Raw genomic sequence first — 26,367 nt, 5'->3', positions numbered from 1 at the left:
CAGATCCTTTATGCCAAATTCACGATTGACGACCTAAGCGGCCGTTCAGTCTGCGGTTGTTGCCCAAACCAGGCTATCTGGTGGTGTAAATCCACCACTTCTCCAATCACCAACAATGCTGGCGCCGGAGCCTGATGCGCTAATGTGTCCAGTTGATCCAACGTGCCAATCAATACCTGTTGGTCAGCGCGGGTTCCACGGCCAATAACCGCTACCGGCGTCTGCGCCGACCGACCGTGTGCGATCAATTGCTGACTGATTTCAGCTGCTTTGACCGTTCCCATATAAATAGCCAAAGTCTGACGCCCACGCGCCAGCGTTGACCAATCCAGCCCGTCACCGTCTACCCGACAATGACCGGTAATAAAAGTGACACTTTGGGCGTGATCCCTATGGGTTAACGGAATCCCCGCGTAAGCCGTTGCTCCGGCGGCGGCCGTTACTCCCGGTACAACCTGAAACGGAATACCGGCGGCGGCGACTACCTGAAGTTCTTCGCCCCCGCGGCCAAAAATAAAGGGATCGCCGCCTTTCAAACGCACAACCCGTTTGCCCTGCTGAGCGAGTTCCACCAGCAAGCGATTGGTTTCCTCCTGCGCTACGGAGTGAGCGCCCGCCCGTTTACCCACGCAAATGCGATCCGCATCGCGCCGAACTAAGTCCAGCACTTCGGGGCTGACTAAATGGTCATATAGCACGACATCCGCCTGCTGAATAACCTGCAGACCACGTAAGGTGAGTAAACCCGCATCACCGGGGCCTGCGCCAACCAACGCCACTTCGCCGCTTTCCCTTTGCGGCTCTATCAGGGAGAGCTCCAGCTCACTTTCTGCCAGCGTCGATTGTCCACTGGCCATCAGGCTGGCAAACCGACCGGTAAAAGCCTTTTCCCAAAAACGACGACGAGCGCTCATCGACGCGAGCCGCTGTTTAACTCTCGCACGCCAGCGACCCGCCACGGCAGCCATGTCACCCAGACTCGCGGGCAGCAGGGCTTCCAGCTGTTCGCGTAGTATTCGTGCCAGAACCGGCGCCTGACCGCTGGATGAAATAGCCACCACCAACGGAGAACGATCGACAATAGAAGGAAAAATAAACGAACAACGCGGCTGATCGTCCACCACATTAGCCAGAATCCGCCGCTGATCCGCAGCAGCGAATACCGCCGCATTCAAAGCGTTGTCATTAGTGGCGGCAATCACCAGAAAAACCTCGTCCAGCTGTTCTGGCGCAAAAATATCTGCCACCCAGCAAATTTTTCCCGCGTCATGCTGTTGCTGAAGTTCGGAAGAAAGCGCCTGCGCCACTACCCGGATCTGAGCGCCCGCGCGATGAAGCAAATCTATTTTTCGCGCAGCGATTTCGCCGCCGCCAACGACCAGAACCGGGCGTTGTTTCAAGTCGGCAAATATTGGTAGATAATCCACAGCGGCCTTCGATTACATGATAAAGCGTAAGGTGACTATAGGGGCGGGGTATGACCTTATGAAATGACGAAAAGTAATTACAAGTTCCGTAATGATATAAAGCCGATGCAATCGGCCTTGCAGAGGCAAGCTCACTTATAGCGTCGAATGACATTCCTGATTTAGACATAAAAAATTCTGATAATTAGGAACCATACAAATTGTCTAATCGCGCGGACAGTCTCATACTAAGCCCCGCATAGCGCAGCGTTATCCATGCCAAACTGCGCGATTACGACTCTATAAAAGGATATTTAGGTATGTTTTCCCGCCTTCACCTGAAACTGGCGATTGTTACGCTTTGTTTTAGCACTGTATTCCCACTGAATGCGGCGGCCGCAGCGGCTAAAAGTGAGCCGTTAGGGAAAATAGCCGAGCAACAAACTCGCCATATTGCCACCTACTTCCCTGGACGTATGGCCGGTAGCCCTGCCGAATTGCTCGCCGCCGATTATCTTAACCAGCAATTTGAAACCATGGGTTACCAGACCAATTTGCGGGTTTTCAATACCCGCTATCTTTACACCAGTAAAAACGGCAAGCAGAGTTGGCGCAACCTCAGTGCCACTTCGGTCATTGCCGCCCACGGTGGTCGCGAGCCGCAGCAAGTGGTGATCATGGCCCACTTTGATACTTACACGCCTCATAGCGATCAGGATTTGGATAAAAACCTAGGCGGCCTGACGCTGCAAGGCGTGGATGACAATGCCTCTGGCGTCGGTGTGATGCTTGAACTGGCGGAGCGGTTGAAAGACATTCCGACCCGTTATAGCTTGCGTTTTGTCACTTTAAGCGCTGAAGAAGTCGGCGCTCAGGGTGCAGCAAACTATCTGAAACGCATGAGCGCAGAGGAAAAAGAAAACACCTTGCTGGTCATCACCTTAGACAGTTTGATTACCGGCGATCGCTTGTATTTCAACCCCGGCCAGCATGATGCTAAAGGCTTCGCAGCGAAAAGCCGCGATCGCGCCCTGACGTTAGCGCGCAATGCCGGAATCCCAGCGGCGAGTCGCCCGGAAAACACGCCAGAGCCTCACTGTCGCGCCGATCAGAATGCCTTTGATAAATCGGGCATTTCAGTGCTTTCCGTCGAAGCCACCAACTATAAGTTAGGCAAAAAAGACGGTTGCCAACAACGTGCTATCAGCCCCCATTTTCCATTGGGGGAAACCCGCCACCAGAGTCAGTGGGATAATCTGAATTATCTCGATCATCACTTGCCCGGCAGGATTGCCAAACGTTCGCGGGATAGCGTCAAAATCCTGCTGCCGCTGGTAAAAGAGCTAGCCGGAGCAAATAAATAATCATTTTAGTGGGAAGTCATTCGCAATCTGATTAAAAAGTCCGATAAGTACCAACGGGGTGCTCATTATGAGCGCCCTTTTTGTATTCCCCGCGTATAAATTCGTTCTTTGTATACCATCTAAGGAAAGGCTGTTTAGGGGTATGACAACCGCCAACGCGGAAAAAACCTCTGCAATTCAAGTTGAAGCCTTGATGGATGATGGCTTTCCCTTACCTACACCCCCCAAAAATCCGCAGCGCTATATTAAAGATTCGCGTTTAACCTAGAGCGGCGACGTATTAGGTTTCATCGAAATCGAGCCGACACAATACGAAAGCAAAGCGGTATAGTTCAATTTGACCATGCCGCAAAATTTGCTGACGACAATCGATAGATTTATTAAATCAGCCATAACTATAAAAATCGCAGCCACTTTCTGGCAGCGTTAGCCAGAGAGAAAATCAGCGGTTAATTAGATAAGCAGAGTGAATAATCGTCTGTAACGAACGTCGACGAAAATGTTAATGAAAAAATGACGTTATATTTTAATAGGCTACGCTGCTAACCATTGCATTTAACTGGTTAGCCACCAAGACATTGGGAGCACCAAGGCTCCCAATGCGATTGCAGAGGAAAAAGCTGGTTCTAGCTTTCGTGAAGCCCGCATTCCCGTTTCAAACCGAAAAAGCGCGTTTCTTCTTCACTCATGCCGGGTTCCCATTTACGGGTTGTATGAGTATCTCCAACGGATAAATAGCCCTGTTCCCATAACGGGTGGTAATTCAGGCCATGCTCGGTCAGATATTGATAAATACGGCGATTATCCCAGTCGATAATCGGCAGTAGCTTGAATACTCCACGCTGTAAGGCCAATACCGGTAATTTGGCCCGACTGCCTGACTGCTCGCGCCGTAGGCCTGCAAACCAGGTTTGCGCTCCCAGCGTTTCCAACGCGCGATTCATCGGCTCCACTTTATTCAACTCATTGTAACGCTCAATACCTTCTACGCCCTGCTCCCACAGTTTGCCATAGCGCGCTTCCTGCCACGCTGGGCTGTGTTCAGCACGAAATACCTGCAGATTGAGCTGCAGTTTCTCGGCTAATTCGTCAATAAACCGATAGGTTTCGGGAAACAGGTAGCCTGTGTCCGTCAGAATAACCGGAATATCTGGCCGCTGGCGCGTCACCAAATGCAGGCATACCGCCGCTTGAATACCAAAACTGGATGACAAAACGTATTCACCCGGTAAATTCTCCAATGCCCAACTCACGCGGTCCTGTGCGGAAAGCACTTCCAACTGACCGTTAACCAGCGCGAGTGCCGCTGCCTGCTCGGCCTTGGGTAAGGCATTTAATTCATTGAGATTAAACTGGCTCACACCGCCCCCTGCCATTCGTAAAAGTCACGGGCTGAATCAATAACCGGCTTTATTACACCAGCGCGAATAATAAAATCCCCGAAGCCTTCGTTGGTATCACGCTCTTTGGCCCAACGGCCAACTAATTCATCGGTAATTGCCAGAATCTCATCGGCGGTAATGTTTTCACGATACATGCGCGGAATACGCGTACCTTCACGATTGCCGCCCAAATGCAGGTTATAGCGGCCTACCGCTTTACCCACTAATCCGATTTCTGCCAGTAGAGCGCGACCGCAACCATTTGGGCAGCCGGTGACGCGCATCACAATATATTCATCAGATAAATGATGTTTGTGCAGAATGCCTTCAATTTTCGTGACAAACTCCGGCATGAAACGTTCTGCTTCCGCCATCGCCAACGGACAGGTAGGGAATGAAACGCAGGCCATCGAGTTTTCTCGTTGGCGGCTAACGTTGCTATCCATCAGCCCATGCTGACGTGCCAGCGCCTCAATGCGATCTTTTTCTTTCTCCGGTACGCCCGCTACAATCAGGTTTTGATTAGCGGTTAAGCGAAAATCTCCCTGATGAATTTTAGCGATCTCAGCCACGCCGGTTTTCAGGCTACGATCTGGATAATCCAGCAGGCGACCATTCTCAATAAACAGCGTCAAATGCCACTTTTTATCAATGCCTTTCACCCAGCCGATGCGATCGCCCCGACCCGTAAATTCATAGGGTTTGGTCGGTGCAAAGCTAATTCCAGCGCGTTTTTCCACTTCTGCCTTAAACACATCCACGCCGACGCGCTCTAGCGTATATCTGGTTTTCGCATTTTTACGATCGGTACGATTCCCCCAATCCCGCTGGGTGGTTACCACGGCTTCAGCTACCGCCAGCGTGTGCGCCAACGGGATAAAACCAAAATCGCTGGCTTTACGTGGGTAAGTATTTTTATCACCGTGCGCAATGGACAGTCCGCCACCAACCAACACGTTAAAACCGATTAATTTACCTTTATCCGCCACCGCAACGAAGTTCAAATCGTTAGCATGCAAATCAACATCATTTTGCGGAGGAATAACTACCGTGGTTTTAAATTTTCTCGGCAAATAAGTTGCACCCAGAATCGGCTCTTCATCGGTGGTTGCCACTTTCTCCGCATCCAGCCAAATCTCGGCGTAGGCTCGAGTACGTGGCAATAAATGCTCGGAAATCCTTTTCGCCCACTCGTAGGCCTCCTGATGCAGTTCAGACTCTACCGGATTAGAGGTACAGAGTACGTTGCGGTTTACATCGTTGGCCGTCGCCAATGCATCTAAACCTAACTGATTCAATAGCTGATGAGCCGGTTTAACGTTTCCTTTCAGAATACCGTGAAACTGAAAAGTCTGACGGTTGGTAATACGAATGCTGCCGTACAGCGTGTTGTCCGTCGCGAATTTATCAATGCCCAGCCATTGCTGTGGCGTGATAATCCCCCCCGGCAGGCGGCAACGTAGCATCATGGCATGGCGAGGTTCCAATTTTTGCTCCGCTCGCTCAGCGCGAATATCACGATCATCCTGCTGATACATTCCATGAAAACGAATTAACAGGAAGTTATCGCCGGAAAAACCACCGGTCAGACCGTTATGTAAATCCTCGGCAATAGTGCCACGCAGGTAATTGCTCTGGGATTTCATCCGCTCGCCGTCAGACAATTGACCAGTCACAACCAATGGTCCAGGGTGTTTATCATTCATCAGTACACATCTCGCTGATAACGGCGCGCAAAGCGCAGCTCACTTAAAAATTCGTCAGCTTGCTCGGCATCCATCGCACCGTGCTCAGCCACCACGTCCAGTAAAGTTTTCTCGACGTCTTTAGCCATGCGATTGGCATCGCCGCAGACGTAAATATGAGCACCTTGTTGTATCCAGCGCCACAGTTCTGCACCTTTTTCGCGCAGTTTGTCTTGTACGTATATTTTTTCCGATTGATCCCGCGACCAGGCCAGATCGATATGGGTAAGCAAACCTTCTTTGACATAACGCTGCCACTCGACCTGATAGAGAAAATCATCGGTAAAGTGTGGATTGCCAAAGAACAACCAGTTTTTCCCACTGGCACCTTCGGCATCGCGCTGTTGCATAAATGCGCGGAAAGGCGCGATACCGGTGCCCGGCCCAATCATAATGACTGGCGTTTCTGGGTTAGCGGGCAAACGGAAATTATCGTTATGTTCGATAAAGACCCGAATATCGCCATCGATTTCCAAGCGATCGGCCAGGAAGCCAGACGCACCGCCGCTGCGTGGACGACCATCGATGTCATAGCGCACGACTCCAACGGTGATATGCACTTCGGTTTCATTTTCCGCCTGAGATGAAGCTATGGAATACAAACGTGGGGTGAGTGGACGTAACAAAGCAATCAGCTGATCGGCGTTCAGATCCGCCGGTGCCTGACGCACCATATCGACGATCGGCGTGCTATGAGCGTAATGCTGTAACTTGCTTTTATCCGCCAACAGAGCAATCAGTTTCTCATCGCGAGAAAGCGCGGCATATTTATCAACAATCACCGTGGTATTTTGCGTCAGTTCAAAGTGCAAGCGCAGCGCCTGCGCCAGTGGCAAAGTTTGCCCCTCCACCGTGACCGGCTCATCGCCTTTTAGCCACAGTAACTCGACTAACTCGTCCACCAACGCCGGATCGTTTTCATACCACACGCCCAGTGCGTCCCCCGGCTGGTAGCGCAAACCGGATTCACCTAAATCTATTTCTATATGGCGTACGTCTTTTTCCGAATCTCGCCCGGTGATTTTCTGGTTCATCGCCAACTGTGCGGTAAGTGGCGTAGTTTTGCTGTACGGGCTGCTGGTCATTTCATCCACAGCACCGCTTAGCGTCTGCGCCGCTGCGCTGGCAGATTGTGCCGGAGCGCGAGCTTGTAAAACAGTCACCACCTGCTGCCGCCACTGTTCAGCCTGCGCCTGATATTCCACATCGGCATCCACACGTTCCAACAAACGTTCTGCGCCTAATTCGGCCAGACACGTATCAAAATCCTTACCCGCCTTGCAGAAATACTCGTAAGAGGTATCGCCCAATCCAAAGACCGCAAACGCGGTTTCCGTCAGTTTAGGCGCCTTTTTGGATAGCAGAAATTTGTGCAGCGCTACCGCTTCTTCCGCGGGCTCACCTTCTCCTTGAGTCGAGGCGACAATGACTAACAGGCGCTCCTGAGCAATCTGTTTAAACTTGTAGTCGCCCGCATTAACCAGATTAACCTTTAGTTTTGCTGCCAACAGATCGTCACGCAACTGTTCGGCCAAACGACGCGCATTACCGGTTTGAGACGCAGAAATCAGAGTAATACACGGCGTTTCCGGCTCTGCAACCCCATGAGCAGGCACGTTCGGCTGTTGATTGACCCTGCCCCAAAAATACCCGGACAGCCACGCCATTTGCGTTGGCGAAAACTCGCCGACCGCCGCCTGTAAGCGGGCCAGTTGCTCCGGCGAAAGCGGGAGTAATGAAGTTGGAGGAGCCTGAGTCGTCATCGCGGTACGAATTCCCTTGTGCTTTAGCCAGTGTCAGTCCGATATCTTGTCGGCAAATAAATCTTTAGGTTTGTAAGGTTAACCATCCGGATAATAACAATTAAAGAAGTGATAGAAATAATTAATAACTAAAACAACTAAGCGGTTTTTTCGCTATGACATACGAGTCAAAGTGTTCAACTTATTAGGAAAAATTTCTGTGATCCGAAAATCCAATAATCGACCAAGCGGAAGGTTTTAAATCAAAAGCATAGGCTGCTAAATTATAGTTATTATAGTAAATCGGATGGCGCACCAAGACCGGCAAACGTAGCTTGCGCGCCCAGTTTCCGGTACTATGCGGCGGTTTTTGAGTCAATAAGGCCAGGATGATGAGCACCACATTATTTAAAGATTTTCAGTTTGAAGCCGCACACCGGTTACCTAACGTGGCAGAAGGCCACAAATGTGGTCGTTTGCACGGCCATTCATTTATGGTTCGCCTGGAAGTGACCGGGGAAGTTGATGCTCATAGCGGTTGGGTTATGGATTTCGCCGAGCTGAAAGCAGCTTTTCAGCCTATTTGGGAGCGTTTGGATCATCATTATCTAAACGATATCCCCGGTTTGGAGAACCCAACCAGTGAAGTTTTAGCGGCTTGGATTTGGCAGCAGTTGAAACCGCAATTACCGGAGCTGAGCGCAGTCATGGTAAAAGAAACCTGCTCCGCAGGCTGCGTCTACCGCGGTTAATCTGGCTAGGTCAGGGCTGGAGAGCATCCCTCAGCCCTGCGCCTCTCACTATCAGGCAATATTTAAATATTTGTGGGTCTGCATAGATAAGCGCCAATTGCGGGCGATACAGGTTTCAATACAAAGTCGCGTGGCCTCTTCTTTCTGACTGATCGGCTGTAGCGCGATAATTCGTTGTTTATTATCGTGCAACGTAGCCAATAATGCCTCCAACGCTTCAATATCTCTCATTCGCCCAACCGGGTGCTTCACTTCATCTGCCCGAGTTAAAGCCTGTTCTAATACTTTTAACCCGCCGCGCATATTCACTTTAGGTGAAACGGTAACCCAGGTTTTTTCCGAGCATTGGACTTCATAAGTGCCACTGGTTTCGATCTGACAGCTAAAGCCTTCCTGCTCTAGCAGAGTGGTTAGCGGCAATAAATCGTAAATACAAGGTTCACCGCCGGTAATTACCACGTGGCGCGCCGTATAGCCTTGTTGGCGAAGAAGGGTTAATAACTGTTGTTCGCTGGCGTTGCCCCAAGCGTCGCTTTCCTCGGTTTTCACCAAAATACGCTGCACATCGACTTCCCGATCGACGTTTTTCTCCCAGGTATGTTTGGTGTCACACCAGCTGCACCCTACCGGGCAGCCTTGTAAACGGACAAATATCGCCGGTACGCCGGTGAAAAAGCCCTCACCTTGCAAAGTCTGGAACATCTCATTAATCGGGTACAGCATCAGTATCTCTATATGAAAGCGGGTAATGGGGGATTATCGCAGATTCTGACGCTGTCACCAAACCGACCGCCTGCTGGCGGCCAGCTTTCTTTGTATCAGGGGGTTACTCAATCACACCGCAGGCCATTCTCGCTCCGCCACCGCCCAACGGCATAGGATGATCGGCATAGTTATCGCCGCCGGCATGAATCATTAGGGCGTGATGTTTAAGTTCCGATAAGGATTTTAGGCGTGGAGCCAAGACTTGATAGTTGGCTGAACCATCGGCGTTAACGACCAATCCAGGCAAATCCCCCAAATGTCCTTTATCACTATAAGGCCCCAGATGCGCTGAAGTTTTTTTCGGATCGAAATGCCCGCCCGCCGCTAACGCGGGTACCATTTTTCCGTCCTTTTCTGCGGACGCGCAACTGGCATTTTCATGCAGGTGGAAACCATGAATGCCCGGTGTCAATCCAGCTAACTGAGGGCTAAATAGCAGTCCATAGGGCGTTTCCGTTACGACTATCTTGCCAAGCGCCCGGCCATTTCCCTGCGGTAATGATTCATTCATAGTCACGGTCAAATCCGCTGCCAAAGCTGCGCCAGAGCAAAATATAAGGGGTAACAAGAAGGTGCTTAGCTTCATATCTTTCTTTTCCTTAATATTGATTGATAGTGATTAAATACTTATTGATTCTGATTAGCCAAACTCTTAAGCAACGCCATTTACTGGCAGGCAAGAGTTCATAGAAAATATCACCATGAGAGATAAACGGAATCAATATGCTAGAACCCAACGACTTTTTGTTATAAAAACTCTTTGTTGTAAAATCCTTTATTATAGAATTCATCGCTATATCAGCTCATCATTATAAAAACCCACCCTCATGAGAGCCCGAATTTATCATTGATAACTTTGCCTTCACAGAGCATATATCTCAAGGTTTCGCGCTTTGGCGCGAGTATTTCTCCTAATATTTATATTAAGCCACGCACCATTGCCCAATAAAGACCGCGGTTAAAGCCGCTGCGTAGCAAACGCCTACCTTTGTCGGTAGCCTGGGCAAGAGATCATTCCGATAGCCATAACAAAGCGGCATTCCGGCATTCAGCCCCATTTGGGCGATAGCCTGTACTTTCCTATCGTAGTCACGCGCGGGATAACCCAATATCATTTCGGAAAAAATATTATCTGCAACTATTATCTGCAACTATAGGAGCCTGGTTATGGCAGGCACCACCCGCTTTACGGATAGGGAGAAACGGTACAACCGATAACATAAACGCCCTGCTGCCCATAAACCTGGAGCGTTTGTGGGTCGGTTGGCAACCCGCCTCCTTTGTTATCCCATTCACTCAGCCCCGAATTTCGCACCGCATCAACAGCGCTAATAGGTGGAGTCGCCATCAAAATATCGAAGGGTTGAGCCTCGCCTTCTGCGGAATAGGCAATTTTTTATTCGGATCGACTTTGCTCAGTGTGAAGCCTCTCTGATATTTAATATCTCTGGCAGCAAAGACGTTAGGTAAAATATCTCCGCTAGGACGCTGTAAAAAGAGACAGTTACGCAATAGCTGCGCTACCCTCGGATAGGTATAAATAATTTCTATCGCACTACCCGCTCCCCGCTGTCGTAAATAGTCATCTGGCATTAACGTCATTTCTAGTGGAGCAACTCCGCACGGGTGGTGAACGTTAGATGTCTCTGGGAAAGAGACGATGATAAAAATTCGCCCTTTTCTATTTTGGCTAGCTTTTTAGCTAACAGGCCGGACGCTTCATACGGATAAAAATGATCGCCACTTTCTACCAACCCCTCTATTCATTCAAGTCGAGGTACGCAGCCGGACGCAAAAACTAAAAAATCATAACCGTATTTTTCACCTTTGCGGGTAAAGATAATTTATTTAAATCAAACCCTTCGGACCTATCTATAATAAATACTATTTCTGGTCTCAATAGGATTTTTTGTGGTCTCTCTAATTCCTGTTTAAGAAATAAATTAAATGCTACATACATAAACGCAGGTTTATAATAATGCATGAGAGAATCAGACAGTAAGATAAGTTCGACTTTCTTTGAAACAATATCCCTTTGCAGTTTACCTGCCAACAAAATCGCAAGGATTGTCTCCCCGGTACCACCACCGACGATAACAACTCTATATTTCATGGATACAGAACCTCAAACAGGTAATAATGGCTTTTAGAAAAAGCGTAATCAGCAGTTAAATATTTAGCGATCCGGCTAGTCAAACCAAATAGTAATAATATTATTACTATATTTATACTTCAGTGTAGTATTCAAAGCAGATTATGAACCAGCTTATTTTGTTTTTATATAAAAAAACAACCTTAATTAAGATATAAATTGATATGACTTGTTGAAATGTTAATTTTGAATTGAATAACAGGTTTCAATTCAATTAATCACCGATAGATCTCATTTATTCCCTGTATAACCATATAAATAAAAAATAATAGTTTCTATTTCATTAACTTTAGATATAAAAAAACCCGCCGAAGCGGGTTTTTTCTGGTAAGTATCAGGGCAGAAATTACTGACCTTTAACTTCTTTCAGACCGTTGAATACTGCGCGGTCGCCCAGCGCTTCTTCGATACGGATCAGTTGGTTGTATTTAGCAACGCGGTCAGAACGGCTCATAGAACCCGTTTTGATTTGACCGGCAGCGGTACCAACAGCCAGATCTGCGATGGTTGCATCTTCGGTTTCACCAGAACGGTGAGAGATCACCGCGGTGTAGCCTGCGTCTTTCGCCATCTTGATTGCAGCCAGAGTTTCGGTCAGAGAACCGATCTGGTTGAATTTGATCAGGATAGAGTTAGCAACACCTTTTTCGATACCTTCTTTCAGGATCTTGGTGTTGGTTACGAACAGGTCATCACCAACCAGTTGCAGTTTGTCGCCCAGCACTTCGGTCTGGTATTTGAAACCATCCCAGTCAGACTCGTCCAGACCGTCTTCGATAGAAACGATTGGATATTGTTTAGCCAGACCTTCCAGGTAATGAGTGAACTCTTGAGAAGTGAAGGTTTTGCCTTCGCCTTTCAGCTCATACATACCGGTTTCTTTGTTGTAGAACTCAGAAGCTGCACAGTCCATAGCCAGAGTAATGTCTTTACCCAGCACGTAACCCGCTTGTTCTACGGCTTCTTTGATTGCAGCCAGTGCAGCAGCGTTGGATTCCAGGTTTGGCGCGTAGCCACCTTCGTCACCAACAGCAGTGTTCAGACCTTTAGCTTTCAGAACTTTAGCCAGGTTGTGGAACACTTCAGAACCGATACGAACCGCTTCTTTCAGAGTTTTAGCGCCAACAGGCTGAATCATAAACTCTTGAATATCAACGTTGTTGTCTGCGTGCTCGCCGCCGTTGATGATATTCATCATAGGCAGTGGCATAGAGAATTGGCCTGGGGTGCCGTTCAGTTCAGCGATGTGCTCGTACAAAGGCATGCCTTTAGACGCAGCAGCCGCTTTGGCAGCAGCCAGAGAAACAGCCAGAATTGCGTTTGCACCGAATTTAGATTTGTTTTCGGTACCGTCCAGATCGATCATGATTTTATCGATGTTAGCCTGGTCTTTGGCATCTTTACCGATAACAGCCTGAGCAATCGGGCCATTAACAGCGGCAACAGCTTTCAGAACGCCTTTGCCCAGGAAACGGGACTTGTCACCGTCACGCAGTTCCAGTGCTTCACGGGAACCGGTAGAAGCACCTGATGGTGCAGCAGCCAAACCAACGAAACCGCCTTCCAGATGGACTTCAGCTTCTACAGTTGGGTTACCACGGGAGTCGATGATTTCGCGACCGATGACTTTAACGATTTTGGACATTAGATTTTCCTCAGTACAAGTTAAACTAAAACTCCAGACAGATGGGGCGACATTCAAGCCGCCCCACCTACCAAATATTTTATTTCACCTGGCGCTTCTGATACTCACCAGCCGCTTTCACAAAGCCGGCGAACAACGGGTGACCATCACGTGGCGTCGAAGTAAATTCTGGATGGAACTGACAAGCGACAAACCAAGGATGGTTAGGCAACTCGATGATTTCCACCAGCTTGTTATCAGCAGAGCGCCCGGCTACGCGTAGACCGGCAGCTTCAATCTGCTTCAACAACATGTTGTTTACTTCATAGCGATGACGATGGCGTTCAACGATGGTGGGTTCGCCATACATCTGACGTACCAGGCTACCATCGGTAAGGTTGCATTGCTGCCCACCCACACGCATGGTACCGCCCAAATCGCTTTCTTCCGTACGTACTTCAACGTTGCCGTCTTCATCACGCCATTCGGTGATCAATGCAACCACCGGGTACTTACAGTCTGGCACAAATTCCGTGGAGTTGGCGTTCTGCATACCCGCGACATTACGGGCAAACTCCATCAGTGCAACTTGCATACCCAGGCAAATGCCCAGGTAAGGAATATTGTGTTCACGGGCATAACGCGCCGCAGTCACCTTGCCTTCTACACCGCGATAGCCGAAGCCACCTGGGATTAGAATAGCATCCAGCCCTTTCAGCATTTCTTCGCCGCGGGTTTCTACGTCCTGTGAATCGATCAGCTTGATGTTAACGGTCAGACGGTTTTTCAACCCGCCGTGTTTCAAGGCTTCGATCACGGATTTGTAGGCATCCGGCAGCTCAACGTATTTGCCGATCATCCCGATGGTCACTTCGCCACCCGGATTGGACTCTTCATATATTACCTGTTCCCACTCGGCAAGATTTGCTTCAGGACAAGTTAAGCTGAATCGTTTACAAATATAATCGTCAAGGCCCTGTGATTTCAAGAGGCCTGGGATTTTATAAATGGAATCAACGTCTTTAAGAGAGATAACAGCTTTTTCTGGCACGTTACAGAACAGAGCGATTTTCGCCCGTTCGTTAGCAGGAACTGCGCGATCGGAACGACAAATCAGCACATCAGGCTGAATACCGATGGAAAGCAGCTCTTTAACCGAATGTTGTGTTGGCTTAGTTTTCACTTCGCCAGCCGCAGCCAGGTAAGGAACCAGCGTCAGGTGCATATACAAAGTATGCTCGCGGCCAACATCTACCGCCATCTGACGAATCGCTTCCAAGAACGGCAGAGATTCAATATCACCTACGGTGCCACCAATTTCGACCAATACCACGTCGTGGCCTTCGCCGCCTTCGATGATACGTTCTTTGATAGCGTTGGTAATATGAGGAATAACCTGGATAGTTGCACCCAGATAATCGCCACGACGCTCTTTACGCAGCACTTCTGAGTAAATGCGGCCAGTGGTGAAGTTATTGCGGCGGGTCATTTTGGTGCGAATGAAGCGCTCGTAGTGCCCTAAATCCAGATCGGTTTCAGCACCATCTTCGGTGACGAAAACTTCCCCGTGTTGTGTCGGGCTCATGGTGCCCGGATCCACGTTGATATACGGGTCCAGTTTCATGATGGTAACGTTGAGGCCACGGGCTTCAAGAATAGCCGCCAAGGAGGCTGCGGCAATGCCTTTACCCAGAGAGGATACGACCCCGCCGGTCACAAAAATATAATTAGTTGTCATGCTGAACCTGAGAGTTTAGGTTTAAAGACGATGGAAGAACCAAGACGGGAAAGTAGTATACTCGAACCTTGGTTTCGCTACAAATGATCTCAACGCCTCGCAGAGTTTTACTCATGAAAAGCGCGCTGAACACCGTCTTCCTATCCGTTATAATTCAATATATTAACGTAATTGAAATTCAACAACCATCCATCAAATGAATTAAAACACGTTAGATTTCAGTTTCTTGCTTTTTAACCTGCTGCCATGCGGCTTCCATTTCGGCTAAAGAGGCATCTTCCATCTTGCGGCCAGAGGCGGTAACTATCTGTTCTACCTGACGAAAGCGTCGCTCGAATTTACGGTTTGCCGCCTGCAAAGCATTTTCGGCTTTATGGCCCAAATGGCGGGACAGATTCACCGTCGCAAATAGCAAATCGCCGATTTCCTCTCCCAGTTTCTCCTCGTCCACCACCGCCTGTTTCGCTTCAAACATCACTTCGTCGATTTCTTCGTATACTTTGTCCAGCACCGGGCCAAGCGTATCCCAATCAAAACCAACGGCGGCACAGCGTTTCTGGATTTTATGCGCCTTCATCAACGCCGGTAAAGCGTCTGGAATATCATCCAACGCCGAGTACAGCGCCTTATCAGCCCGTTCCCCGGCTTTGCGTTGCTCCCAACCGGCAATAATTTCTGCGCTATCCATCACCTCGGCCGATTGACCCGAAACAGGGAAAACGTGAGGATGGCGGCGCACCAGTTTGTCGCTGATGGCGTTGCAAATATCATCGAAGGCAAATAACCCCTGTTCTTGCCCCATTTGGGCATAAAAAACCACCTGGAACAGCAAATCGCCCAGTTCATCACGCAGGTCGGGATAATCCTGCCGCTGAATCGCGTCAAGCACCTCGTAGGTTTCTTCCAGCGTGTAAGGCGCGATGGTATCGAAAGTCTGCTTACGGTCCCACGGGCAGCCGTTTTCCGGGTCACGCAACGCGCGCATGATATCCAACAGACGTTGTAAGGCCGAAGCGGTGGAATCAGCGGCGGTTTCAGTAGGCGTCATAGCGGTTTTTTCACTTTTATTTATGATAATCAAGATGTAATGTGCGCAGTAGAATTGATGTTAACCAGCGCTCGGCTCAAAAGTCGAACACTGGTCAGAGCTAAAAGGGCAAAGCCTAGCCCAGATCGCCCACTCGCGGATATCCTCGTTAATTTAATTGCCGTGCAAGCGGCGGGCATCGATCACATCCGGCAACTGATTGAGCTTAGCTAACACCCGACCTAATACCTGTAAGTTATAGATTTCAATATCCATATCGATGGTAGCCAGCATCTTTTTGGTATCACTACGGCTGGCGACGCCCAATACGTTGACTTTTTCGTTAGCCAAAATCGTGGTGATGTCCCGTAATAAGCCGCTGCGATCGTTGGCTGTGACCCGAACCACCAGCGAATACCCGCTGGAATAGCTTTCTCCCCACACCGCATCAACAATGCGTTCCGGCGCGTGAGATTGCAGATCCAGCAGTTGTTCACAATCGGCGCGGTGAATGGAAATCCCCCGTCCTTGAGTAATAAAACCAACGATTTCATCACCCGGAATCGGCTGACAGCAACGTGCGATGTGATGCATCAGATTACCGACGCCTTCCACCACGATGCGACCGCTGTCTTTACTGCTATTGCGGGACGGCTGCTGGGTTTTGTTGGTCAGATGGCGTAACGCCTCCAGATCGGCTTCTTCCGCCGTAGGTTTGTTAAGCTTCCCTTGCAGGAAGTTCACCATCTGATTGAGACGAATATCACCGCCACCAATGGCCGCTAACACTTCATCCAGCGAATTCATGTTATAGCGTGGAACCAGCAGCTTTTCGGCCTCTTTCAGGCTGATATCCATATGTTCCAGTTCGTCGTCCAGCATCTGACGGCCAGCCAGGATATTTTTATCGCGATCCTGTTTCCGGAACCAGTTATGAATTTTGGAACGACCGCGGCTGGTGGTGACATAACCGAGGTTCGGGTTCAACCAGTCACGGCTTGGATTCGGCTGCTTCTGGGTGATAATTTCGATCTGATCGCCCATTTGCAGCTGATAGGTAAAGGGCACAATGCGCCCGCCGATCTTGGCTCCGATACAACGGTGACCCACGTCGCTGTGGATATGATAGGCAAAATCCAGCGGCGTAGAGCCGGCTGGCAAATCAATTACATCGCCTTTTGGCGTAAACACATACACCCGATCGTCGAACACTTGGCTACGAACTTCATCCAACATCTCGCCAGAATCGGCCATTTCTTCCTGCCACGCGATCAGTTTGCGCAGCCAGGCAATACGCCCTTCGTAGCCTGAGCGCCCTGCCGCAACCGCCCCTTCTTTGTATTTCCAGTGAGCGGCGACACCCAGTTCCGCATCTTCATGCATCTGGCGGGTTCGAATCTGAATCTCCAGCGTTTTTCCACGCGGGCCAAGCACCACGGTGTGGATCGACTGATAACCATTAGGCTTAGGGTTGGCTACGTAGTCGTCGAATTCATCTGGCAAATGACGGAAATGAGTATGCACAATACCTAATGCGGCATAGCAATCCTGCAAACGCTCAACCACCACCCGCACCGCGCGAACGTCAAACAGCTCATCGAACGCCAGCGACTTCTTCTGCATTTTGCGCCAGATACTGTAGATATGTTTAGGGCGGCCATAAATATCCGCTTTGATTCCTTCATCGGCCATGGCCTGACGTAAAGAAGCGACAAAATCGTCGATAAACTGTTCGCGATCGATGCGGCGCTCGTGAAGCAACTTGGCGATCTGTTTGTATTCATCAGGATGCAGATAACGGAAACAGAAATCTTCCAGCTCCCATTTAATCTGGCCAATACCCAAGCGGTTAGCCAAAGGCGCATAGATATTGGAACATTCCTTGGCCGCCAGCACGCGTTCATCTTCCGGTGCGTCTTTAACTTCCCGTAGATGAGCGATACGTTCCGCCAGTTTAATGACCACACAGCGGAAATCTTCCACCATTGCCAGTAACATACGGCGGACATTATCCACCTGCTCTGAACTCATCGAATCATTAGTGGTGGCCTTTAGCTGGCGAATGGCATCCATATCCCGCACGCCGTGCACCAGATAGGTAATGCCTTTGCCAAACTGTTCGGTCAGGGTTTCTTCGTTAACCACATTGGCATCAACCAATGGGAACAGCAGCGCCGCGCGCATACTGTCGTTATCCATACTCAGGGTGGAAAGGATTTCAACCATTTCAAGGCCGCGCCACAGCAGTAGCGAGGCATCGGGATGACCTTGTGTATGTTGTTCACAATAACGCCAGGTTTCGGCTAATCGCTCACATGACTGCGGGTTGGGAAGACCCAAGCTGGCGATCCAATCGTCGAGAGCAAACTCGCCCGCTGGATTCAAATGTGCACTTCTTACCGCAACCATAACTTCTCCCTACTCAGCGGCCAGTGGCTCCTGCTGTATAAACAGCGCCATTGACTCAAGATGCCCCGTGTGCGGAAACATATCTAACATTCGCACACGTGCAAGACGGTAACCGGCGTCGATCAGCACGTGGCTATCTCGTGCCAAGGTGGTGGGATTACAAGACACGTATACCACCCGTTTCGGCGCCAGCTTCACTATATGTAACATGACCCCGGCCGCACCTGCCCGCGCCGGGTCCAGCAATATTTTATCAAAACCTTGGCTCGCCCAAGGCTGTTTATCGATCTCGTCCTCTAAATTCTCATGAAAGAACGAAACATTAGCTAAACCATTAATCTGCGCATTATATTGCCCATTAGCCACCAGTGTCGCAACTCCTTCTATACCCACAACTTGTAGGGCATGACGCGCTAACGGCAAAGTAAAATTACCCATACCGCAGAATAAATCCAAAACGCGCTCATTCGGTTGCACATCCAACCATTCCAGCGCCTGCGCCACCATTTTCTCATTTACCGTGGCATTGACCTGAATAAAATCGCGCGGATTAAACGCTAAGCGTAGACCTTCTATCTGATAGTAAGGCTCCTCGCCGCTTAAACGCTCAATATGATCGCTGTCGGGAGCCAGATAAATCGCGACCTGCTCACGCTGAGAAAAAGCCAGTAACGCGGCGCGATCGGCGGTACTCAAGCTATCAAGATGACGTAGCGTCAGCAACGGCCCATTATCGGCCAGCACCAATTCTACGTGTCCCAGGCGTTTAACGGCACGCAATTCTGACAAACAGCGATAAAGCGGCGCTAACAGGCGCTCGAGCTCTGGTCGCAGTACCGGGCAGGTTTTTATCGCCACCAAATCGTGGGAAGCGACCTTGCGAAAACCCATGACCAAACGCTGCTGTTTAGGTTGGTAGTACAACCCTAAACGCGCTCGCCGTCGATAACCGTATTCAGTCCCGCAGATGACAGACTCTGGCTCTACGGTTACGCCTGTTTCTCGCGCAATTAGGCGTTGCAGGTGAGCCGCCTTGCTGTTCTGCTGTAAGTGGGTATCGGCATGTTGCTGCTGGCAGCCGCCGCAGGTCCCAAAATGTGGGCAAAGGGGGGCGACTCTCTCGGCGCAGGGCTTCAGTAAACGCTGAAGCTTTCCGCGGGAAAACTGACGTTTTTCTTCAGTTAACTGTATCTCGGCCTGCTCTCCGGGTAGCATACCGGGGACAAAAATGGCCTTACCTTGATAATGTGCAACGCCCTGCCCTAAAGGATCCAGGTCGTCAGCAGTCACGGTTATCATTTGCCGGGTCGTAACACGGCGGTTTGGAGAGTAGAATTGCGCCATAATTATTGATGAGTATGCGTTGGTTTTCGTAAGCTGCTAATTCTCCCACATTGGAATACCATGACCAAATACAGTCTTCGCGCGCGCATGATGATACTAATCTTAGCTCCCACGCTTCTGCTTGGGCTATTACTCAGTACATCTTTTATGGTGCATCGATATAATGAACTGCAAAACCAAGTAGTTAACGCAGGAACCAGTATTATCGAACCGCTGGCGGTTGCCAGTGAATATGGAATGACGTTCCGTAATCGAGATACCGTCAGACAGTTAATTAATCTGTTACATCGCCGCCATTCAAATATTGTGCGTTCAATTACCGTTTTTGACGCAGATAATAATCTTTTTGTCACTTCTAACTATAATTACAACTCGTCACAATTAAGGTTGACGAATAATATTCCGATCCCCAGTTCTTTGATGCTGACCTACCGAGGGGATTCGTTAATCTTAAGAATGCCCATTGTCTCGGAATATAATATCTCCAGTGACCGGCCACCAGAAGCCAATATTAGCAACCGTCCGCTGGGTTATATTGCCATCGATCTAGATTTACAATCCGTACGACTTCAGCAATATAAAGAAGTGTTTATCTCTACTTTATTGCTGTTGTTCTGCCTGTGTATTGCCATTTTGTTTGCCTATCGTCTGATGCGCGATGTGACCGGCCCTATCCGTAATATGGTGAATACCGTAGACCGGATTCGGCGCGGCCAGTTGGATAGTCGGGTAGAAGGACACATGCTGGGAGAATTGAATATCCTGAAAAACGGCATTAACTCGATGGCGATGTCGCTGGCGGCCTACCACGAGGAAATGCAGCAGAATATCGATCAGGCCACTTCAGATCTGCGGGAAACGCTGGAACAGATGGAAATCCAGAACGTGGAACTGGGTCTGGCGAAGAAACGGGCGCAGGAAGCGGCGCGAATTAAATCCGAGTTTCTGGCCAATATGTCCCACGAATTACGCACGCCGCTTAATGGCGTAATCGGGTTCACCCGCCAGACGCTGAAAACCTCCCTGACGCCAACTCAAACAGATTACCTGCAAACCATCCAGCGCTCGGCCAATAATCTGCTGTGTATCATCAATGACGTACTGGATTTCTCCAAGCTAGAGGCCGAAAAGCTGGTGTTGGAGCATATTCCATTCCCGCTGCGTGAAACCTTGGATGAAGTCGTTATTTTGCTGGCTCACACCGCACATGAGAAAGGGCTGGAACTGACGCTGCACGTCAATAATGATGTGCCAGAACAGGTGGTAGGCGACTCTATGCGCTTGCAGCAGGTCATGACCAACCTGCTGGGCAATGCCATCAAGTTTACCGAAAATGGTAACGTAGATATCCACGTAAGTCTGCTATCGCAAACCGCCCGACAAATTAAGCTGGCGGTGGAGATTCAGGACACCGGCATCGGTATTTCCGAACAGCAGCAGTCTCAGCTGTTTCAAGCTTTCCGCCAGGCCGATGCCAGCATTTCCCGCCGCCACGGTGGTACCGGGCTTGGCTTGGTAATAACCGAGCGTCTGGTCAAAGAAATGGACGGCGATATTAGCTTCCGTAGCGAGTTAAATCGTGGCTCAACTTTCCGTTTCCATATCACTTTAGATCTCAACGAAGGCATGGTCTATCGCCAGCCAACCATGGAACAGCTCGCCGGCAAGCATTTAGCCTATATCGAACGGAATCCGGCGGCAGCGCAGGCCACGTTGGATATGTTGAGCATTACGCCTCTGCGGGTGACTCACAGCCCGACGCTGGCCCAACTCCCGGATAAATACTACGATTTCCTGCTAGTCGGCGTTCCGATTCCTTTCCGCACGAATATGGCAGGTCATCAGGATAAGCTGTTGGCGGCGCTAAAAATTGCCGATCATGTGATTCTGGCGTTGCCAAGCCAGTCTCAGGTTGATGCAGAGCAGTTAAAACAGTTAGGTGCCAAAGCCTGTCTGGTGAAACCGATTTCCAGCAATCGCCTGATGCCACTGTTGTTGAAAGAAGATCCGCGAGCATTGCCCGCGCCAAACGAAAACGAACCGAAAAAGCCGCGCCTGCCGCTGCGTGTAATGGCGGTGGATGACAATCCTGCGAATCTAAAACTGATAGGCACACTGCTGGAAGAACAGGTTGAAGAAACCATTCTGTGTGAAAGCGCTGAAAAAGCCATTGCCGTCGCCCGCGAACATGCTCTGGACGTGATTTTGATGGATATTCAGATGCCGGAAGTGGACGGTATTCGCGCCAGTGAGTTAATTCATCAATTACCTAATCATGTTAATACGCCAATAATTGCCGTTACCGCCCACGCCATTAGTGGCCAACAGGAGCAGTTTCTCAAGCTTGGTATGGCTGATTATCTGGCTAAACCTATTGATGAAACCCGGCTGACGCAGGCGCTGGCGCGTTTTTACCAGCATGAACAAACGACCGTTCAGAAATCTGCTACGGTAATGACCCCGCGGCCTGCAGGCTGGGAAGATTCGATTAACTGGCCGCTAGCTATTCGTCAGGCCGCCAATAAAGAAGATTTGGCGCAGGAGCTGTTGGTCATGCTATTAGCGTTTCTCCCACAGGTCACACAGAGGGTCAACGCCATTGTGGAAGGCGCAGACGACGAGGATATCGTGAATCTGATTCATAAATTGCACGGTAGCTGCGCGTGCAGCGGCGTCCCGAGACTAAAACGGCTGTGTTCCTATATTGAGCAACAGCTACGGCAGAAGGCTGACAATCAGGATTTATTGCCAGAATGGCTGGAATTACTCGATGAAATAGAGAATGTCATTCAGGCTGCGAAAAACCATATAGGCCAACCGCCGTCGCCTGAATCAAAGGAAAATTAAGCGGGGATAGGTAAAATTCGGGGCCGAAATATTCTGGCCCCGAATCGCGGATAATTACTGTGCTAACAGATAAATATCGGTATCACCACGATGAATACTCAAAGCCAGCACTGAAGGCTTAGCCTCGAGAATTTTACGTAACTCACCGAGATTTAGCGTCGGTTTCTGGTTTACACCGGTAATAATATCGCCTTTTTTCAGGCCGATACGCGCGGCGGCAGAACCTTCTTTCACGCTATCTACCTTCACGCCTTTCTTACCTGCGGCATCAAAGTTGCTCAGTTCAGCGCCTTCAATCCCTGTGTAAATGTTGCCAGACGCGATCTGCGCCTGAGAACCCTGCTCCAACGTGACATCGACAGTAATCGGTTTACCTTCCCGCAGCAGGCCCAGCACTATTTTGCTCCCCACCGGCAGTGTGCCAATCTCAGCGCGGAAGGCGGCGAAGCTGGAGATGGCTTTTCCGTTCATGGTCACAATCACATCACCGGCTTTAATACCGGCTTTTGCCGCTGAAGACTTCGGCAATACCTGACTGATAAAGGCACCTTTCTGCGCGTCCACGTTCATGGCTTTAGCCAATTCGGAGTTCAGTTCGGTTCCCATAATCCCCAGTTCGCCGCGTTTCACCTGGCCAAACTCCACCATTTGCGACGTCAGGTTTTTCACCATATTACTTGGGATAGCAAAACCAATACCGATATTGCCACCGTCCGGAGCCAGAATAGCAGTGTTAATCCCGATCAGTTCACCATTCAGGTTCACCAGAGCGCCGCCGGAGTTACCACGATTAATTGCAGCATCGGTCTGGATAAAGTTTTCGTAGTTTTCAACGTTCAGGCCACTGCGCCCTAACGCCGAAACGATACCGGACGTCGCCGTTTCCCCTAATCCATAAGGGTTACCGATCGCCACGGTATAGTCGCCCACCCGCAGTTGATCGGAATCGGCCATTTTGATCGCCGTTAGATTTTTAAAGTCTTTCAACTGGATCAAGGCAATATCGGTGCGTGGATCTTTACCGATCACTTTGGCGTCGAATTTACGCCCATCGCTCAACTGCACCTGAATTTTATTCGCGTTTTCTACTACGTGGTTATTGGTCACCACATAGCCTTTCGCAGCATCAATCACTACGCCAGCGCCTAATCCTCGGAATTCTTTCTGAGTTGGCTGACCATCGCCACCGCCCAGCCCGCCCTGACACAGCGGTGAACCCTGGAAAGGCGAACCATCCTGACATAACGGCGAGTTTCCGCCGAAGAACTGTTGGAACTGGTCTGGCATCCCGGCACTTTTTACCGTAGCACTGCCTTCCACGTTGATGCTGACCACCGATGGCATGACCTTTTCTAGCATCGGTGCCAGACTAGGGAGCTGCTGGGTGCTGGATGAGGCGGTTTCTGCAGCAATGGCAGAGACCGGCCCCATGGCGAAACCAATGCTTAATGCCAATGCGCTTAACACTAACGTAGTTTTTTTCATGGGTCGGTTCTCTTTCTCTCTATATACAAATAACAAGTTAATTAATAGTTTTGACTAACTAATCGAGTCATGCAAAGTAAGAGTAGTCGTCAGAGCCTAAGTTCATTAATACTGAATCTGTAATAGTAAAAATTGTTTACCGTCTTTACAAAACTCGACCTAATAAAGATTAAATAATAGAACGGCAGCAGAAACTTATTCTGCCGCCATCAAACGACGATATTCATCATAGGCATAAAGATCGGTCATACCGCTGATGTAATCCTGAAGCAATCTAGCCCGATAATAATATTCCCTAATCTCTCGCAGCTCGGCGGATAAATGACTCACACCTTCTATCGCCTCAACATAGGCTAAACGGTGCTTGATCGAAAGTTTATGGTACAGGCGGGTTTCAATTGGATAGTCGCGATGACTGTCCTCCGCGACCAACTGCGCGAAAGCCGCCTGCGGCATAGAGAGTAACGGGCTGTAGATATCCAGTAAACCACTGATAACCCGGTAGCCTTGTAGCTCCAGTTGCTCAACTTCCGGATGATTAAATACATGTTTTGCCGCTACAGATTTGAAAATCTGTAATAATTTGCAGGCTGGACTTGAATCCTCTAATAACGCCTGATTAAAGGTTCCATTAAATACGCTAGATAAGTTATCAATAAATCGTTGAGCGGCGTGAGGAACCAATTTACCGACGGTATATACCCGTAAATACATAAAGAATTGATCTTCTGAACTTCTTCGCCCTTGAACTCGTTCAATCTTACGAGCCGCATTCCCTATTATTTTATCAAACAAATCACCGGGTACGACCTCACCCCATTCGTTCTTCAAATGTTCAAATAGCTGCTCCACGGTAAAGATGCTCTTTTCTACCGCATCTTCCAGATCGGCAATACAGTAAGAAATATCATCGGCAGCTTCCATAATATAAGTCAGCGGGAAGCGATCGAATTCTCCCATATTCAATTCTCGCCTCAGCCGCTCAACATAGTCTTCTTCCGCCAGATAGAAACCGGGCTTTTTCATCAAATAGCTGTGGCTGGGAGGCAAGGGCGCAGACCAATAGGCCGGGCGGGTATATTTCAAAATACAGCCAACCTGCGCGTAAGTCAGATTGAGCTTCAGCAAGGTATAAACCAAACGTATAGCTTGGGCATTACCTTCAAAATGGCTGAGATCCTGTCGAATACGGCTGCGCAGCCAGTTCAATTCCTGCTGTCCTTCTGACAATCGCAGAAAACTAACCTCGCAGCGATCCTGCGTTTGCGGCTCTGATCCGCAGCTAGCGGGATCCATACGGCGGGAAAACCAATTATTGATTGCAGATTCGCCAAAATGTCCAAAGGGTGGGTTGCCGATGTCATGCATCAGGCAGGCCATTTCTACAATACTTTCAAAAGGATCGAGTAGCTTATCCAGACCTAATTCGTCGATCCGTTTATCTTGTTTAAAGCGATTCAGTATTTCTTTAGCAATGTGCCGCCCAACCTGCTGAACCTCTAGCGAGTGGGTTAAGCGACTGCGAACCGCCGCATTACGTTCTAACGGAAAAACCTGGGTCTTTTGCTGTAAACGCCGAATAGCTGCCGAATTGACGATGCGCCCGCGATCGCTCTCAAACTGGCGCACAATGTCATATTCATCTTCAGCGGTAATCGTTTGACTAAACGGACGCTGAAAACTGATTTTCTGCTTAAAGTCGATCCCGGACATCATTCCCCCTGACGGTTGCACCTTCGGTAGCACCCTTCATTCACCTGCGACGCAACGCCATTGCACATTACCTGTAGCTCACTACAATGATAACCTACTGACAGAGAAAAACATGGTTATCCCCTTTTAAAAATTAGCGAGTATTCAAAATGAAAGTAGGAATTATTGGCGCGATGGAACAAGAGGTTACTCTGCTACGCGACAAGATCGAAAACCGCCAGACATTGTCACGCGCAGGCTGTGAGATCTACACCGGCCAGTTGTATGGAGTAGAGGTTGCCCTGCTGAAATCCGGCATCGGTAAAGTCTCTGCGGCAATGGGCACCACATTATTGCTGGAACATTGCCAGCCTGACGTCATCATTAATACCGGCTCTGCTGGCGGTCTGGCGGCCTCGCTGAACGTGGGTGACATTGTGGTTTCCGAAGAAGTGCGTTACCACGACGCGGACGTCACCGCCTTTGGCTATGAAGCTGGCCAAATGGCCGGTTGCCCCGCGGCCTTTACCGCAGATAACGCCCTAATCGAACTGGCTGAAACCTGCATCAGGCAATTGAATCTTAATGCTGTACGCGGTCTGATTTGCAGCGGCGATGCCTTTATCAATGGCGCAGAGCCTTTGGCTCGTATCCGTAAAACCTTCCCGAGCGTAGCTGCCGTAGAAATGGAAGCCGCCGCTATCGGCCACGTTTGTCACGCCTTCAATATCCCATTTGTAGTGGTGCGCGCGATTTCTGACGTTGCCGATAAAGAATCTCATCTGAGCTTCGATGAGTTCTTGGTGGTAGCCGCTCAGCAATCGACGCTGATGATTGAAGCTATGCTCAAAATGCTGTCCCAGCGCGCGTAAGTATGAAATCAGGCTCAATAC

At 49.4% G+C, this 26,367-nt stretch carries 17 protein-coding genes and 2 pseudogenes; 5 read left to right on the top strand and 14 right to left on the bottom strand.

Translation table 11 applies throughout. The features are described 5' to 3' along the window. Positions 1-8 precede the first annotated feature (8 nt). Positions 9-1,427, bottom strand: a complete 1,419-nt coding sequence (gene cysG, locus DBA33_RS01090; RefSeq protein WP_120805273.1) for a siroheme synthase CysG — start codon at positions 1,425-1,427, stop codon at positions 9-11. A 299-nt stretch (positions 1,428-1,726) separates the two neighbouring features. Between cysG and DBA33_RS01085 the strand changes: the two genes are divergently transcribed. After that, complete coding sequence (locus DBA33_RS01085; RefSeq protein ID WP_120805271.1) at positions 1,727-2,770, top strand: aminopeptidase; 1,044 nt, start codon at positions 1,727-1,729, stop codon at positions 2,768-2,770. Positions 2,771-2,924: 154 nt separating this feature from the next. After that, positions 2,925-3,223: pseudogene (locus DBA33_RS20865) on the top strand (type II toxin-antitoxin system HicB family antitoxin); the annotation flags it as partial. Positions 3,224-3,396: 173 nt separating this feature from the next. On the opposite strand, the gene DBA33_RS01080 reads toward DBA33_RS20865, so the two are convergent. From DBA33_RS01080 to cysJ, 3 genes are read right to left on the bottom strand one after another with little or no spacing between them, the layout of a single operon-like run. Beyond that, positions 3,397-4,131 carry a phosphoadenylyl-sulfate reductase gene (locus DBA33_RS01080; RefSeq protein ID WP_064516536.1) on the bottom strand — a complete coding sequence of 245 codons (735 nt, stop codon included), beginning with the start codon at positions 4,129-4,131 and terminating at the stop codon, positions 3,397-3,399. Then, positions 4,128-5,858 carry an assimilatory sulfite reductase (NADPH) hemoprotein subunit gene (gene cysI, locus DBA33_RS01075; protein WP_120805269.1) on the bottom strand — a complete coding sequence of 577 codons (1,731 nt, stop codon included), beginning with the start codon at positions 5,856-5,858 and terminating at the stop codon, positions 4,128-4,130. Before cysI ends, DBA33_RS01080 begins: the two co-directional genes overlap by 4 nt. Beyond that, positions 5,858-7,660: an NADPH-dependent assimilatory sulfite reductase flavoprotein subunit gene (cysJ, locus tag DBA33_RS01070; RefSeq protein ID WP_120805267.1), complete on the bottom strand. Its 1,803-nt coding sequence runs from the start codon at positions 7,658-7,660 to the stop codon at positions 5,858-5,860. Before cysJ ends, cysI begins: the two co-directional genes overlap by 1 nt. A gap of 371 nt (positions 7,661-8,031) precedes the next feature. Here cysJ and queD point away from each other — a divergent pair, with 371 nt between their 5' ends. Then, on the top strand, positions 8,032-8,391 hold the full coding sequence (gene queD / locus DBA33_RS01060; RefSeq protein ID WP_049601247.1) for a 6-carboxytetrahydropterin synthase QueD: 360 nt from the start codon (positions 8,032-8,034) through the stop codon (positions 8,389-8,391). A 51-nt stretch (positions 8,392-8,442) separates the two neighbouring features. Here queD and queE read toward each other — a convergent pair whose 3' ends face one another. From queE to rlmD, 8 genes and pseudogenes are all read right to left on the bottom strand, one after another. Continuing rightward, the gene (gene queE / locus DBA33_RS01055; protein WP_064516528.1) at positions 8,443-9,114 is read right to left on the bottom strand and encodes a 7-carboxy-7-deazaguanine synthase QueE; all 672 of its coding nucleotides are present in this window, start codon (positions 9,112-9,114) and stop codon (positions 8,443-8,445) included. Positions 9,115-9,217: 103 nt separating this feature from the next. Continuing rightward, positions 9,218-9,742: a superoxide dismutase family protein gene (gene sodC / locus DBA33_RS01050; protein ID WP_064516526.1), complete on the bottom strand. Its 525-nt coding sequence runs from the start codon at positions 9,740-9,742 to the stop codon at positions 9,218-9,220. A 332-nt stretch (positions 9,743-10,074) separates the two neighbouring features. Continuing rightward, positions 10,075-11,269 (bottom strand): annotated as a pseudogene (locus DBA33_RS01045) (FAD/NAD(P)-binding oxidoreductase). Positions 11,270-11,654: 385 nt separating this feature from the next. Continuing rightward, the gene (gene eno / locus DBA33_RS01040; protein ID WP_064516524.1) at positions 11,655-12,953 is read right to left on the bottom strand and encodes a phosphopyruvate hydratase; all 1,299 of its coding nucleotides are present in this window, start codon (positions 12,951-12,953) and stop codon (positions 11,655-11,657) included. Positions 12,954-13,032: 79 nt separating this feature from the next. Beyond that, complete coding sequence (gene pyrG, locus DBA33_RS01035; protein ID WP_064516522.1) at positions 13,033-14,670, bottom strand: CTP synthase (glutamine hydrolyzing); 1,638 nt, start codon at positions 14,668-14,670, stop codon at positions 13,033-13,035. 211 nt (positions 14,671-14,881) lie between these two features. Further along, the gene (gene mazG / locus DBA33_RS01030) at positions 14,882-15,718 is read right to left on the bottom strand and encodes a nucleoside triphosphate pyrophosphohydrolase (protein WP_064516520.1); all 837 of its coding nucleotides are present in this window, start codon (positions 15,716-15,718) and stop codon (positions 14,882-14,884) included. 153 nt (positions 15,719-15,871) lie between these two features. Further along, positions 15,872-18,106 (bottom strand): GTP diphosphokinase, encoded by a 2,235-nt coding sequence (gene relA / locus DBA33_RS01025; protein WP_049601266.1) that lies wholly within the window; start codon positions 18,104-18,106, stop codon positions 15,872-15,874. A gap of 9 nt (positions 18,107-18,115) precedes the next feature. Continuing rightward, complete coding sequence (gene rlmD / locus DBA33_RS01020) at positions 18,116-19,450, bottom strand: 23S rRNA (uracil(1939)-C(5))-methyltransferase RlmD (protein WP_064516518.1); 1,335 nt, start codon at positions 19,448-19,450, stop codon at positions 18,116-18,118. A gap of 60 nt (positions 19,451-19,510) precedes the next feature. On the opposite strand from rlmD, the gene barA reads away from it, so the two are divergent. After that, positions 19,511-22,297: a two-component sensor histidine kinase BarA gene (gene barA, locus DBA33_RS01015; RefSeq protein WP_120805264.1), complete on the top strand. Its 2,787-nt coding sequence runs from the start codon at positions 19,511-19,513 to the stop codon at positions 22,295-22,297. A gap of 54 nt (positions 22,298-22,351) precedes the next feature. Here the strand turns inward: barA and degP are convergent, their stop codons facing one another. Next, positions 22,352-23,782: a serine endoprotease DegP gene (degP, locus tag DBA33_RS01010; RefSeq protein WP_064516514.1), complete on the bottom strand. Its 1,431-nt coding sequence runs from the start codon at positions 23,780-23,782 to the stop codon at positions 22,352-22,354. Positions 23,783-23,977: 195 nt separating this feature from the next. Continuing rightward, a complete protein-coding gene (gene dgt, locus DBA33_RS01005) occupies positions 23,978-25,495 on the bottom strand; it encodes a dGTPase (protein ID WP_120805262.1) in 1,518 nt (505 codons plus the stop codon). Between the two features lie 149 nt (positions 25,496-25,644). Here dgt and mtnN point away from each other — a divergent pair, with 149 nt between their 5' ends. Then, complete coding sequence (mtnN, locus tag DBA33_RS01000) at positions 25,645-26,346, top strand: 5'-methylthioadenosine/S-adenosylhomocysteine nucleosidase (protein WP_064516510.1); 702 nt, start codon at positions 25,645-25,647, stop codon at positions 26,344-26,346. Positions 26,347-26,367 lie beyond the last annotated feature (21 nt).

It is taken from the genome of Yersinia sp. IP36721, from assembly GCF_003634395.1.
GTDB lineage: Bacteria > Pseudomonadota > Gammaproteobacteria > Enterobacterales > Enterobacteriaceae > Yersinia > Yersinia entomophaga.
The sequence above is the reverse complement of the archived record's forward strand: the minus strand, read 5'-3'. Positions and strand labels throughout refer to the sequence as shown.

Bases quoted from the DNA above. Each gene is read 5' to 3' on its own strand.
- DBA33_RS01085 (WP_120805271.1), top strand. From the start codon at position 1,727: ATGTTTTCCCGCCTTCACCTGAAACTGGCGATTGTTACGCTTTGTTTT.
- cysI (WP_120805269.1), bottom strand. From the start codon at position 5,858: ATGAATGATAAACACCCTGGACCATTGGTTGTGACTGGTCAATTGTCT.
- cysJ (WP_120805267.1), bottom strand. From the start codon at position 7,660: ATGACGACTCAGGCTCCTCCAACTTCATTACTCCCGCTTTCGCCGGAG.
- queD (WP_049601247.1), top strand. From the start codon at position 8,032: ATGAGCACCACATTATTTAAAGATTTTCAGTTTGAAGCCGCACACCGG.
- queE (WP_064516528.1), bottom strand. From the start codon at position 9,114: ATGCTGTACCCGATTAATGAGATGTTCCAGACTTTGCAAGGTGAGGGC.
- sodC (WP_064516526.1), bottom strand. From the start codon at position 9,742: ATGAAGCTAAGCACCTTCTTGTTACCCCTTATATTTTGCTCTGGCGCA.
- eno (WP_064516524.1), bottom strand. From the start codon at position 12,953: ATGTCCAAAATCGTTAAAGTCATCGGTCGCGAAATCATCGACTCCCGT.
- pyrG (WP_064516522.1), bottom strand. From the start codon at position 14,670: ATGACAACTAATTATATTTTTGTGACCGGCGGGGTCGTATCCTCTCTG.
- mazG (WP_064516520.1), bottom strand. From the start codon at position 15,718: ATGACGCCTACTGAAACCGCCGCTGATTCCACCGCTTCGGCCTTACAA.
- relA (WP_049601266.1), bottom strand. From the start codon at position 18,106: ATGGTTGCGGTAAGAAGTGCACATTTGAATCCAGCGGGCGAGTTTGCT.
- rlmD (WP_064516518.1), bottom strand. From the start codon at position 19,450: ATGGCGCAATTCTACTCTCCAAACCGCCGTGTTACGACCCGGCAAATG.
- barA (WP_120805264.1), top strand. From the start codon at position 19,511: ATGACCAAATACAGTCTTCGCGCGCGCATGATGATACTAATCTTAGCT.
- degP (WP_064516514.1), bottom strand. From the start codon at position 23,782: ATGAAAAAAACTACGTTAGTGTTAAGCGCATTGGCATTAAGCATTGGT.
- dgt (WP_120805262.1), bottom strand. From the start codon at position 25,495: ATGTCCGGGATCGACTTTAAGCAGAAAATCAGTTTTCAGCGTCCGTTT.
- mtnN (WP_064516510.1), top strand. From the start codon at position 25,645: ATGAAAGTAGGAATTATTGGCGCGATGGAACAAGAGGTTACTCTGCTA.